At 56.3% G+C, this 12,657-nt stretch carries 12 protein-coding genes; 7 read left to right on the top strand and 5 right to left on the bottom strand.

The window, feature by feature from the left end; all coding sequences use genetic code 11:
- Positions 1–36: 36 nt before the first annotated feature.
- Positions 37–969: a HEPN domain-containing protein gene (locus BLP23_RS18230; protein ID WP_092586278.1), complete on the top strand. Its 933-nt coding sequence runs from the start codon at positions 37–39 to the stop codon at positions 967–969.
- A gap of 258 nt (positions 970–1,227) precedes the next feature.
- On the opposite strand, the gene BLP23_RS18225 is transcribed toward BLP23_RS18230, so the two are convergent.
- The 4 genes from BLP23_RS18225 to alr form a co-directional block, all read right to left on the bottom strand.
- Positions 1,228–2,730 (bottom strand): M10 family metallopeptidase, encoded by a 1,503-nt coding sequence (locus tag BLP23_RS18225; protein WP_092586277.1) that lies wholly within the window; start codon positions 2,728–2,730, stop codon positions 1,228–1,230.
- Between the two features lie 993 nt (positions 2,731–3,723).
- Positions 3,724–4,599, bottom strand: coding sequence for a TIGR01459 family HAD-type hydrolase (locus BLP23_RS34610; RefSeq protein ID WP_233426768.1), 876 nt, complete (start codon positions 4,597–4,599; stop codon positions 3,724–3,726).
- On the bottom strand, positions 4,586–5,494 hold the full coding sequence (locus BLP23_RS18210) for a DMT family transporter (protein ID WP_092586274.1): 909 nt from the start codon (positions 5,492–5,494) through the stop codon (positions 4,586–4,588). The genes BLP23_RS34610 and BLP23_RS18210 overlap by 14 nt, the downstream gene beginning before the upstream one ends.
- Entirely contained in the window at positions 5,491–6,585 is a 1,095-nt protein-coding gene (gene alr / locus BLP23_RS18205; RefSeq protein WP_092586273.1) for an alanine racemase, read from the bottom strand. Before alr ends, BLP23_RS18210 begins: the two co-directional genes overlap by 4 nt.
- Before the next feature lie 135 nt (positions 6,586–6,720).
- Here alr and BLP23_RS18200 point away from each other — a divergent pair, with 135 nt between their 5' ends.
- Positions 6,721–7,884 (top strand): hypothetical protein, encoded by a 1,164-nt coding sequence (locus BLP23_RS18200; protein ID WP_092586272.1) that lies wholly within the window; start codon positions 6,721–6,723, stop codon positions 7,882–7,884.
- On the opposite strand, the gene BLP23_RS18195 is transcribed toward BLP23_RS18200, so the two are convergent.
- Complete coding sequence (locus BLP23_RS18195; RefSeq protein ID WP_092586271.1) at positions 7,860–8,918, bottom strand: C45 family autoproteolytic acyltransferase/hydrolase; 1,059 nt, start codon at positions 8,916–8,918, stop codon at positions 7,860–7,862. The two genes, BLP23_RS18200 and BLP23_RS18195, sit on opposite strands and share 25 nt — an antisense overlap.
- Before the next feature lie 230 nt (positions 8,919–9,148).
- Here BLP23_RS18195 and BLP23_RS18190 point away from each other — a divergent pair, with 230 nt between their 5' ends.
- From BLP23_RS18190 to rctB, 5 genes are all read left to right on the top strand, one after another.
- Positions 9,149–9,853 (top strand): helix-turn-helix transcriptional regulator, encoded by a 705-nt coding sequence (locus BLP23_RS18190; protein WP_092586270.1) that lies wholly within the window; start codon positions 9,149–9,151, stop codon positions 9,851–9,853.
- Between the two features lie 76 nt (positions 9,854–9,929).
- A complete protein-coding gene (locus tag BLP23_RS18185) occupies positions 9,930–10,634 on the top strand; it encodes an acyl-homoserine-lactone synthase (RefSeq protein WP_092586269.1) in 705 nt (234 codons plus the stop codon).
- A complete protein-coding gene (locus tag BLP23_RS18180) occupies positions 10,621–10,806 on the top strand; it encodes a hypothetical protein (RefSeq protein ID WP_092586268.1) in 186 nt (61 codons plus the stop codon). Before BLP23_RS18185 ends, BLP23_RS18180 begins: the two co-directional genes overlap by 14 nt.
- Before the next feature lie 312 nt (positions 10,807–11,118).
- Positions 11,119–11,571: a helix-turn-helix domain-containing protein gene (locus BLP23_RS18175; RefSeq protein ID WP_092586267.1), complete on the top strand. Its 453-nt coding sequence runs from the start codon at positions 11,119–11,121 to the stop codon at positions 11,569–11,571.
- Positions 11,572–12,008: 437 nt separating this feature from the next.
- Positions 12,009–12,419, top strand: coding sequence for an SMa0974 family conjugal transfer regulator (gene rctB, locus BLP23_RS18170; RefSeq protein ID WP_092586266.1), 411 nt, complete (start codon positions 12,009–12,011; stop codon positions 12,417–12,419).
- Positions 12,420–12,657 lie beyond the last annotated feature (238 nt).

The following is a 12,657-nucleotide window of genomic DNA, read 5'->3' as shown; positions in this document are numbered from 1 at the left end:
AGAGTTTAGATGCACAACAACCGATGAGCCGCTACGATGGATACGATTCCCACCGAAGGCTTCGACGCGGCAGTGACCCTGACAGACCATCTCGACCATCTGCCCGACAAGAAGCGTCGAGAGCTCGCCCGTATTCTGCAAATCCTGTTTTTCGAGGTCGAGCAGTTCCGTGCCACCAAGCTGTCCGGCAAGAAGGCCGCCGGCAAGGTTCTCATGGTCATCCTTTACGGCTCCTATGCCCGCGGCGACTGGGTCGAGGATCGCTCAAGCGGCTACCGTTCCGACTATGACCTTCTCATCGTCGTCAACACCAAGAGCTTTGCCGAGGAGCACGAGCTGTGGGGCGCGCTGGAGGAACGGCTGCTGCAGGAGCAGATCAGCCATCGGATCGAAACGCCGGTGATCCCGATCGTGCACTGCCTTTCAGACGTCAACGACCAGTTGGCGCGCGGCCGGCCATTCTTCACCGACATCGCCAAAGACGGGATCGTGCTCTACGAGGAGCCCGGCCATCCGCTTACCCAGCCGAAAGCGCTGACACCAGAGGAGGCAAGGGCCGAGGCACGCCGGTATTTCGATGAATGGAGTGAGAATGCGTCCGGATTTTTGACGGCGCAGCAAGCGCTACAGGGCAACTTCCCAAAACAACAGGCGTTTCTCCTTCATCAAGCAAGCGAGGCACTTTATCACTGCGCCCTTCTCGTCCTAACCCTCTACAGTCCGAAGTCGCATCGCATCAAGGTGCTGCGTTCGCAAGCCGAAAGCGCCGATACGCGCCTGATCGCGGCCTGGCCGCGCGACACCCGCTTTGCCCGTCGCTGCTTTGAATTGTTGTCGCGGGCCTATGTCGAGGCGCGATACTCTTCGAAATACACGATCAACAATGACGAACTGCAATGGCTAGTCGCGCACGTGAAAGACCTGCAGGCGCTTGTGGAGGGCATTTGCAAAGAGCATCTCGCCAGTTGACGGCTGCCAGGTCCGCATGGCGATGTCACAAGCATTTGCACCAGAGCATCAATTGTTACCCCGGCAACTAAATCGCCCTAGAACTTCGCCGCTCCAGGACATCAAGAATGCGAGCGCACAATACGCATTTTATACGAGGCTGTAGCGACGGCTTCATTATTCGCCACGTCCTCGAAAAGTTCGGGAGCCCTCTTGATGGGAAGACCGCCTCTGCGAGGGTAAGCACCAATCTTCGGATACCGGGCGGAACCTCTAGGTTCAGACAATAAAAAAATCCGCTGCTGTGAGTGTCGCGTGGTTCTCCACGATCGCGAATTTGATGGGGTCATAGGTTATGCCGGATCCATCCGCATCATAGTAGAGCTCCCCGCTGTGCTGGTAGTACAGGATGCGGTCTGATCCATCAGCTCTGCCAAATGCGCGGTCTTTGAAGGCAGATGAGCTAAGGTCACCGAGCATGAATGCCTCATAAATCGCATCATCCAACCAGAACACGTCATTCTGCTGCTTGTTATTTGTGAAGTCCGTGACGACATCGATATTTGTCCGGCTACTGAACGATGTCTCGAAGAAAAAGGTATCGCTTCCCGCGCCACCGCCAAGCCGGTCGTTGCCAGCTCCGCCGACTAAGCGGTCGTTTCCCTCGTTACCATAGAGGCCATCGTTGTTGCCATCACCATAGAGCTTGTCGTTCCCAGAATCACCCCAGAGGCCATTTGTCGCAGCATTGCCATGAATGGTGTCACTAGCTGATCCGCCTTTAGCGTTCTCGATCAATGACGCGGTATTTCCACCATAAAGAAGCGCGTTGAATATGTTACCGCGAGCATAGCCGTTATTCGGGCCACCGTTTAGATCAGCCAACTGGCCTTGGGAAAAAACCGAATGGCCGCCTGGTCGCAGGTCGATATTAAGGCGCGTGGTATAGGCACTCAGATCATAGGTGTCGACACCGCCGCCGTCCCAGATTGTCGCGAAGATCCTGTTGTCATCAGGCGTGATGGCCGCAACACCGTTGACATAGGTGACGCCTTCATTCGGCTTCCACTTATAGACGGTATTGCCACTGTTTGTCGTGTAGTCCGCACCATACATTTCCTGTAGGGCGGCAATGTCGAGCATCATGAAGGTCTGTGGTGCGCCATTCTGCTCATAGTTGTAGCCACTCGTATCGTCTCCGATATACGTGCGGTAAGTCATGATCGTATATTCGATAGAATCGTAGTTGCTGGGCACGACCGCCGGATTGATCTCCGGTTCGTGACCATGTTTCAGTCCGAGAGCATGACCCAGTTCGTGCGCCAACGTATGTCCCGCATAGTTGCCGAACTCCGGGAGGCGATAATCACTTTCTGTGCCAGCATATTCCGTCCCGAACCAGACATCGCCACCCCAGCTATCTGTGCTTGGATAATAGGCCCCTGCCGTCGGAAGACTGGGGTGCGACGATTGAGCGAACCGCAGCGATGCGGTATCCACGTTCCCGACCACAAAATTGGCGTTAGTAAATCCTTCTACCGAGAAACCGTCATTCGCGGTGTTTCCATAGGATCGTTCCATAAAGAACAGAGCAACAGACCGCTGCTGTAAGGAAATCGAAGAGAAACTGTAATCTTTCTCGCCATTATACAAGTACGATGTCGAGCTGGTGGGAAACGCGTAGGTTATCGTTCCGTCCCACGCATAGCCGCTGATAAGCCCATCAATTCTCTGATCACCCGTCAAGTTCACGTTCTTTGTGGAAGTAATAACGCCCGTCATCGAATCCCCGCCCCTTTATTCACTTCACCGTGCGTTATGTCGGTTCGATTTTCTGGTCGCAAGAGGAAAAATCGCCATTTTTGCAAATCACACTTCATCAAGCGCCCGAGTTGCGTGAAGCACCTTCATCGAAGCTATCGTGCTATGAGGCTTACTTCCACGAGAAACAGGATTGCCTGTTCAACCAACACCACGTCACTCTTCCAAACCAGGACGTTGGCAGCAGGAATGCTTTTAGCAGGCCCCGATCCGCACGACCGGATGAACGTGTTTCGTTCTTGCCTTTAGTCTGGGTTGGCGCTGACTCGCAGTCAATCGTCGATGATCAACTTCGAGCTACTCAGGTGGACATGTCGCTAATGAGGAGGCGGCACTAAGAAGATCGACTGGGCAGTTTCCGCTCGCTAAGCATTTGTTTTGGGCTAGATGCCGTAATCGATGACCACCAGCAGCGAGAGCGCAGAGACTATCAGCAATGCACCAATTACCGCGATCATCAATTTAGCACTATAGGACTGCCATTCCATTCGCCATATCCTCAAATTGAGAGACGTTGTAGCGCTAGGAAACACTGAGGGCCACCGGCTGAAGGGGCGATATTCCGTCGCAGGGTTAATCGTCGTTGCTATTCGCCGACCGGCCGCTCCTCACCCGGGTGATGACATGGTCGCCGACGGCACGTGCGGACTGGCTTGGCCAAGGACGGCGCCAACGGCCTCTCTGCGTCACCCAGAACGGTGCCACCGTATCCTTCGCCAATGGCCCGACCGGATCCCGGGTGGAGAAGAGCCTCGGCTTTGGCACCAAGCCGTATCCCGACGCCTATGTCGAACCGACCGGGCCGATCTGGCCAATGCGGTGATCACCCGCTATTCGCATCACTACAGAACCGGCAATCTGCCTGGCTTGACCATCCCGCGCGGTCATCATTTTGCGTCGCTTGCTTCGTTCCCGACGCCTCAAAATCGCCGAGCAGTCCGGCTCGCCGTAATCTCACCACGAAAGCAAATTTGCGATGAAGCGAGGATATGCTTGGTGCAGAAAAATCAGGTTATCGAGCTGTTCCCATCCGATGTCACCGTCCTGATGAGACCGCAGTTCCGACTGGTGAATTCCGCCCACTATGAGTACTGCGTCAATTTTCGAGCGGTTTGCGCCGAGGACATCGGTGTTCAATCCGTCCCCTATGCAAACTATTGAAGACGGCGGCAGCGCCAGAACGCCGAGTGCCTTTGCATAAGCCTGCTGATGTGGCTTTCCGAAATACCATGCCTTTCCGCCGATTGCCTCGTAGCGTGCGGCAATCGCGCCAGCGCATTCCAGGCGCCGGTCACCTATCAGCACCTCAAGATCAGGATTGGCGCAGATCATTGGCAGGAGGCGCTCATGGCAGGCATGCAGCAGCGCCTCCCTTTCGGCAAGGGTTTGCTCCTCGAGCGTCCCTGTGACCAACACGAAGTCGGCGTTTTTCACTGACTTGACGGCACGTTTACCTGTTCCCGCCATTAATTTCGACAGCACTCTCGGGCCGATATGATAAAAACGTCTTCCCAATTGCAGGCGTCCGCCGCTTTCAGTTCCAGACAGCGCTTCGAAGACCAATTCACCGGACGTTATCAACCCGTCATAGAGCGCAGCGGAAATCCCCATCCCGAGGAGATGGTCTGATACCTCCTGTTTGCGGCGTGGCGAGTTCGACAAGAGAACGACCCGTTTGCCGCGCGCAATCAGATGAGCAAGGCAGTCGATTGCTCCGGCAAAAGCAGTTTCGCCATTGTGGACGACGCCGAACAAATCCACGATGAACCCGTCGTAGGCTTCCGAAACTTGAGAAATACCGGTGAGAAGAGTTGGCCTAGCGAATGCCATCGCGCTTTGCGTCCTCATGTTGTTTGCCTGAGCCTGATGGTTGCCGCCACTCGGCAAGAAGGTATGACGTGGTTGTGCAAAGGACCAGAGCGCCTCCCAGAACAGTTGCGATTTTCGGGCGATCGTCAAAAAACAGCCATACCCATAACGGCGAAAGCGGCGCTTCCAACGTCGTGATCAATGCGACCTGAGCGCTTGGCAGGCTTCGAGCCCCAACGCTGAAGAGGATCAGGCCAAGCGCCATCTGAAACAGGCCGAAGCAAGCAAGGATCGCCAACTCCCGAAGAGACACCGTCAGGGATGTCGCCATCAATGCGGCAAAGACCGTTGTCATGAAGTTGGAAAGCATGACTACGCCGACAACGGAGCGGCCCTGGTAAAGGCGAAGGGCGACCGCCATGAGCGCCATGGCAACCGTCATTACAACAGCAAGCATGTCGCCAATCAGGTCCGCCTCGGACGCGGAGGCCGAGCCCCAAAAGATCACGGCCGCGCCCAGCAATACACCGATGCCAGCAGCCGATGAACGGGCCGAGAGCGGTTCGTCTCTCAGCAGCCGAGACATTATTGCGATGACAAGTGGAAGTGTTGCAAAGATCAAGGCGACATTTGCAACGGAGGTGTGTCGCAGGGCAGGAATGAAAGCCAGCATCGCTGCTGCCGACAGAATTGAGGCGACCAGTCCCAGGCGGCCGATTGCCAGCGTTTCGCAAATCAGGACGCGCTCGCCTCGCAGGAATGTGAAGCCAGCCACGAAGATCGCTCCGAAGAGGCTGCGCCAAAAGAGGATCGTCCAAGCCTGCGTGGCAAGCATATGCATAAAAAGACCAGCGGTGCTCCACAAAGCGGTCGCCCCGAAGATACAGAAAACCGCGCTCCTCTGGCTCGTCATCATCGGCTTCGGTCCTCAACCGTCCCAACAGGAGAATTGGCGTAGCGGCGCCGGCAGCCGGCGCCTAAACGCAGCAGAATCTCCTGGGGATTTGTTTGCGCAGCACGCGCCAAATCGTCGACCGGCAGATGCGGACCGACAACTTCGACACCGATACCCGGCCGACAAAGGCTTTCAGGAACGTCAGTTAGGTCGACCGTCGCATATTCCATTGCCACACGACCGATGAGTGGCGCTTGATGCGCACCGATGCTGACGGAAATCCGGTTCGCCGCAGCGAAGGGTAGGCCATGCGAATAGCCGAGTGCCAAAGTGCCGATACGCGTGACGCGCGATGTCGTAAATGTTGCGCCATAGCCGACGGCTTCACGCGTGCAGGCGGTTTGAACCGCCACGAGTGGAGCCCGGAGCCTAACGACCGGACGAATTGGGCTCGGATCGACCGTGGGCATTTTCAGGCCATAAAGCGCCGATCCGGCGCGAATGAGATCAAAGTGAAAGCGGCGGCCGAGCCAGATCGCTGCCGACGCGCCAAGGCTTCTTCCTCGCGGCCTTAACATTTCGCACATCGAGACGAAGCGGTTCCATTGCAGTGCGTTTGTTGCCGCTTCGCGCGTCTCGGCACAAGCTAGATGGCTAAGCGCGACAGCCGGGAAATGCGTCTGTGTTTGCGCCAGTCTGCGGACGTCGTCGAAGGTCAAGCCGAACCTGTGAAATCCGGTTTCCAGATTGACCGCATAAGAAGCCCTTTCGGCAGACAGAGCGGCACAGGTCGCATCCTCCAGTGAGTTGCACACGGGCACCAGCCGTCGCTCATGATACGGGGTCGGATCCGCCGCATAGTCCGGCGCCAATACGTAGATCGCTGCACGTGGCAAGATGCGTCGCAGCTTTTCGGCCTCGCTAAGATCAGCCACGAAATAGGATCGGCACCCTGCGGCAAACAGGCCGCCGGCAACCGCTTCCAGCCCGAGGCCATAGGCATCGCTCTTGACCACGGCCGACACCGTCGCCGCAGTCAGAGCGGTCAAAACCCGGAAGTTCCAACCGATGGCACACAGATCAATTTCCAACTCCGGCTCTGAAGAGGACATTTGCGCTATCGCCTACAATTTATACGGGCTTTAATTTTGTATTGCAATTTTAAAGAAAGGCAAGCATATTCTACCATAGAGAGCTCATCGATCACGAATGATCGCAACGCGAGCACTGAAGGTGGAGGATTGGCAATGCAAAAAGAAATGCGACCGGTAAAAATATTGATTGTCGGCAGCGGTGTGCTGGGAGGCGATGTGTTGGATCTTCTCACGCAAAGCAGCGCGCACTATGAGATCATGGTGGGCGCACGACGGCCCGAGAACGCTCTGCTGCGCGTCAATCTCGCTCTCTACACGGCCATGAATCTCGGGCATACGTCGAATGTAGTCGTCGTGCCAATGGATCTCATGGATGTCGAAGCAACCGCCGCAGAAATCGGGAAACTGAGGCCGGACATCATATTCAACGCGACCACCCTCCATTCATGGTGGGTGATCACCAAGCTGCCGAAGGAAGCCTATGAGCGCGTTGATAGAGCACGTGGCGGCGTTTGGACGCCGATGCATATGGTGCTTATCCGCCGACTGATGAAAGCTGTCCGGCTTGCAGAAAGTAACGCTATTGTCGTCAACGCGTCCTATCCCGATGTCGTCAATGCGGCACTCGCCGCCGAGGGCCTGGCGCCTGCCGTCGGCATCGGAAACATCGCCAACGCCGTGCCTGGTGTTCGCCTTGCTGCAGCATATCTTCTGGGGCGCGATCCGTCGTCGATCGACGTGCGTTTCTTTGCCCATCACTATCTGAGTTACCGCATGCCGAGCACGGGAACGGCCGCCGGTGCTCCATATCATTTGACCGTTTACGCCGATGGAATGGAAGTCTCGCCCGACGCTCTTGATCATGAAACACTCTTCAGCCATGTCGCGGGCCGCTTCCGCCGCATCAAGGGTCTAGCCGGGCAGTCCGTGACGGCATCCTCGGCGACTGCCATGCTGCATGCGGTCGCGCGACGAAAGGGGGACGTCGTTCATGGCCCTGGGCCCCTCGGGCTTGTCGGAGGTTACCCGGTGCGGGTTTCCAAGAGCGGATTCTTGGTCGAGTTGCCAAGCGGATTAACGCTTGACGATGCCATCGACATCAACCGCCGATGCCAGCGTTTCGACGGCATCGAGGCGGTTGATGACGACGGGACGGTGCACATAGTGGAAGAGTCCGCCGAAATAATGCGCGAAACCCTCGGCTATAACTGCAACGCATTCGGACCGGACGAATGCGAAGATCGGGCACATGAGCTTGCCACGCGTTTCGCTGAATATGCCCGACGTTCCGGTCAGGCAGACCTGACATCCGCATGACGCATGATCGGGTCCCCTGCGGCGTAATCGTGGTAGGCATTCGCGGCGGGGCGCCCGACGGAGAGTGCAGCCTCCATCGAGCGACACTCGAACACGAAGGAAAACGCAGTCTGCGTTGGCTCGCCGACGGAAAAAGACTTGCATATCGCGTCCGGCGCACCGGAGGTGTCGCTCAACGCCCGTTGGACGCCTACTTTACCGTCAAGCAAGGGCCGGAGGCGATTGAGGGCAAGCAGGCGGGCCTGGCTCGATGGATAGACTGCGGTCGCGACGTCCACGTTCTCGTGCGGCAAGACGGGAGCTGTCAAAGGATGATTGGTATGGACGATAGCCGGCCCCTCAAGAGAAACGACGCCCGCTTTGGGAGAGATCTCCACACCTCCGACAGCGCCCGTCTCATCCCCGAACAGATAGCAGCGGCCGCCCATGTGATCGATCGATCGCAAGACAGCGATGGCATCACCTACCCGTCTCTGCCTGATGATCAGGCGCCTGGCAACCAGGCTTGGGATGCCGGTTACCGATCGATCCAGCATCAAGTCATTGGTGACGAAAGCAAAGCCACAGCTGTTGAAGCCGACCCAGCCAAGCGTACCCGGCGACGTGACCATTGTGCATTGAAGACCGCGCTCACAATAAGAGATGAGAACAAGCTGCTCGTCGGTACCCACCGGCCCGTCCCAATTCTGGCCGACAACCGCGCCTGCCGATGTCGAGACGGCCACGCTCGTGCAGCCCTTCGCCGCCGGTTCATCAAAAAACTCGAAGCCGTTCAGGCAATAGATCTCGAGCGGAGAAAATCCAGCACCGGCTGCAATTCCCTCAATTTCCGCAGTGATCTGCGGCTGGTGGCTTAGAAGATATGTCCACGACGCTGCGGCGACTTTTTCCGCAGCGCTCCAACCCGCCCGTCCCGCTTTTTCCCGGAGCGAGTCGACAGCCACTCTGATCGAAGAGGAGAAGAGAGAACCATGCTGGCGACCGCGCTCGAATGGAGAGCCATACAAAACTACGATAGGAAGGCGTCGCGACATGATAACCCGAATAGTGGAGCAAATTTCCTCATTATTATGAGATTTTTACGCCGTACGTCCATGGTCTGCAATTTTGAGTGGTGCGAAAGTTAAATACACGGTAGACATATCAAGGCGGCTTTGCGTCGGCAGCTGCTGCCGTCCAGGCCGATTGTGACAAAGCCATATTTCAGAGAAAATTTTTTTGCTCGACGGAGTGATCTGGGGTGAACAGGATTTTAGCCAACCTCATGTTTGATTTTCTCAAGGCATGCGACGCAGCGCAGGCGTGCATCGAATTGACGGGTCTCGTCGGCAAAGTGGTAACGGAACTCGGTTTCGAGTGCTTCGTGATGGCAGCATTGCCTCTTCGCCATGAACGGTTGGAGGGTTGCTTTTTGCTCAACGGCTGGCCTCGGGAATGGTTCGAGAGATATCTTCGCAACAACTATATCCACCGCGATCCGGTCGTCGATCTCGTCAAACGAAACGACAAGCCGATCATTTGGTCGAAGGCCATCGACGACCGGGGGCTCACGCCGAAAGCGCGGCAGATCATGAAGGAGGCGGCCCGCTTCGGGTTGGCGGATGGTCTTACCATTCCCCTCCACTCCAATGCCGGGCTGGATGGTGTTTTCTCACTCGTAGGCCCACGCCTGGATATTTCCGCCGAAGAGAACAACCTCTTGCAAATTGTTGCCTCGAGCGCCTATGCGCGGCTTCTCGATCTCAAGGGCATCAAAAACAAAGTCCGCAAATCTGTGTCTGTGACGCGCAGCGAGAGCGAATGCCTTGCCTGGTGCGTGGCTGGTAAGACGGATTTGGAAATTGGCAGGATCACCGGCCGCTCGCAAAGGACCGTACAGGACCACCTACAAAATCTTCAGCGGAAACTGCAGGCCAAAAATCGGGCCCAATTGATCGCGGAAGCCTTCCGGCAGGGCCTTCGGCGATAAAAACTACCGACAATTTGCGGATAGTTTTGAAGAACCGACGGTTGTAAACTCACGACGTGCGACCTGAGGTGACTTTATGCTCCAAATTATCCGCGGCAATCAGGCCAATGACCAAGCGCTCATGGAGCCCATTTGGCGTTATCGCCATCGCCGCTTTGTGGACGAGCTTGGCTGGGAGGCAGTGCGCCGCGCGGACGAATGCGAGCGGGATGCCTATGACACGTCTCACACCATTCATCTCGTTCTAACCTACGCCCACAGCATCATCGGCTATTCGCGGCTGCTCCCCACGAACTTGCCGCACCTTCTCTCAGAGATTTACCCTGAGATCTTGGAAGGAAGACCGTACCCCTGTGGCCCACGCGTCTTCGAATGGGGACGATGTGCAGCGGAAAAGGTGGCTCCGCGGATTGATAACGTTGCGGCTGTGGACCTGTTGATGACCGGCGTTCTGGAGTACCTCGTGCATGTTGGCGCCGAGGCTGTGATCATCGAGGCGCATCCCAAGCTTGTCGAGATGATGAAGGGTAGAGGCTACCCTGTCCGGTATCTGTGCAAGCCAGCGCTCTACAATGGCGAGACGATAGTTGCAGCCGCAGTTTACCCATCAGCAACGGTGCTTCAACATCATCGATTGGCTTATGGCATAACGCAATCTTTGCTCCCACCCAACCTTCAAAGGGGGCTAGATCGCGTCCCCGAACGACATGTCGATCATCACCCGGACTGGAAAGACTCAACTCGTGGCGTGGCGCAGGAAATCACTGATGGATGCAGCTAGCGCCCAGCGCTTCATCAAGGCAATCGTGCACGACAAGACCCAGAACCTTCTAAGGATCGTGGAGGAAGTCTGTCGCCGTTATCCACCGAATGAAGACCTGGAGTTCATACGATATCTGCTGGGAATGATAGTTCTCGAAACAGACGACGGAAATGGCAAGGACCAGCGCTAACGGTCAAAGAGTTGCAGGCGGCAGCAACCACGGAATGAACCAGCCGTTTTAAGATCTGATCTTAAAGTTCTTTGCAATCGTGGGTTTTGTTGTTAGACTGAAGCGGAGGCGACGCTGTTCGTCTTGGGGCGTGGAAACCCCTTTTGATTGATAACGCGCTTTATGAGCGACTGCTTCGCGACCTTTCAGGTCGGGGAGCCTGTGGAGTATGCAAAAGGTCTTCGGGCTAAAGTCCACAGGGGCTGAATCAAACGGCTTTCCAACTCCCCGACTGCTAGATCCGCCAGGACTTCTGGCTGTGGGAGCTCATATATGGCACAGAATTACCCCCTTGAAAGGCCGGCATTTCCGGTTGAGGAAACAACCAGCAACCCGGTCTCACTTCACCCCGTCGATCAAGAGGTCGGAAAACGCATTCGCGTACGACGCCAGCAATTGCGAATTTCTCAGGCCGCGCTCGGTGCCGGCGTCGGTGTTTCATTCCAGCAAATTCAAAAATACGAGCGTGGCGCTAACCGCGTCAGCTCGTCTGTTCTCTATGAGATTGCCGCGGTCCTTGACGTACCGATGGCCTATTTCTTCGAGACGCTCTCGAAGCCTGGTTGTGGCAGCGGTGCAGCATTGAGTCGCAAGGCGGAAATACGTGAGGAATTCATAGCGACTGACGAGGGGCAACGGCTGGTGGATACGTTCATGACGATACCGAAGAAGATGCGCCCGAAGTTCATTTCTCTCCTGGCCACCTTCAGCAGCGCGAACGACTGAATTCCCCTTATAATCGGAGCCCACTGAAAGTGTGGCGATGGGCTCATTTTATCGCAACCGTCAGCTACTGACAGCCCGGTGGCCTCCGCCTCCGGCGTTCCTCGCCATTCCGAACGCTGCGTAGAACGATCGCTTTGAGAAGCGTCGAACCCATCTAGCCGGTGCCACGCGGGAGTTCCTACCATTTTCGTGCTCCGGCCCCGCTCACAAACTTTCTCGCGCACCGGCGCACATAGGTTGAGGTCAACGCGACGCCGAACTGGACTGCAATAGAAGCGCGGCCCAAGCTTTCGTCATGCGCCTCTGCAAACCCCGGCTTGCAAATGTAGGATTCCGCACTCGTCATCAATCAAGTGTGGAGGCAAAGGACGGAATGACATCGCCGGCGGTTGCGCAAGGATATGACTTTCCAGACAAACTAAGGAGGTAACATTGTCATGGCAACTGACGATCAATCAACACGGAAAGCCGAAACCTGGGGACATGCCGCCGAAAGTTATGTCTTTGCGCCGAACCCGTGCGACCTTATTGAGGAGATTACCCTGCCGATCTCCCATGCCGCCCGGAGGGTCAGTGGCAACGGGACGAAACGGACGCTCATCTTCGACGAAGGCAAGGCAATCGTTCGGGGCTTCGAGGGAGGCATTCTGCTATGGGTCGGCGCCAGGGATCTCGTCGTCCGCCACGCTCTTCAGCTGCTGCTTGAGAGCGGTCTCTTTCTCGCAAGGTTGGACGAGCGGCTGGTGATCTCTTGGTATCTAAGTGTCGGCAAGCCCTTTGGGGTGATCGAGGGGCTGCTGCATGCAACGCCTCGCGACGGTGCCAGATGCAATACGCATCTGCGATGATCTTTATCGCCGTCTGGAAGAGAACCTACTTTCTAGCTACCGTAATCGACAACCACCAGAAGCGAGAGTGCACAGATATTAGCAAAGCACCAATTACCACGATCATCAATTCAGCAATGTCCGACGGCCATTCCATTCGCCGCGAGGCGCGTCTCCGATCTTGCCGACAACCATATGCTGGCGAATGATGACATATCACCCCGCTCGATACCCTGAAGAAGATGTCTTGACTCTCATT

The organism is Rhizobium mongolense subsp. loessense, from assembly GCF_900099775.1.
In the GTDB taxonomy this organism is placed as follows: domain Bacteria; phylum Pseudomonadota; class Alphaproteobacteria; order Rhizobiales; family Rhizobiaceae; genus Rhizobium; species Rhizobium loessense.
Note: the sequence above shows the minus strand (reverse complement) of the source record. Positions and strands in the feature narration are given on the sequence as shown.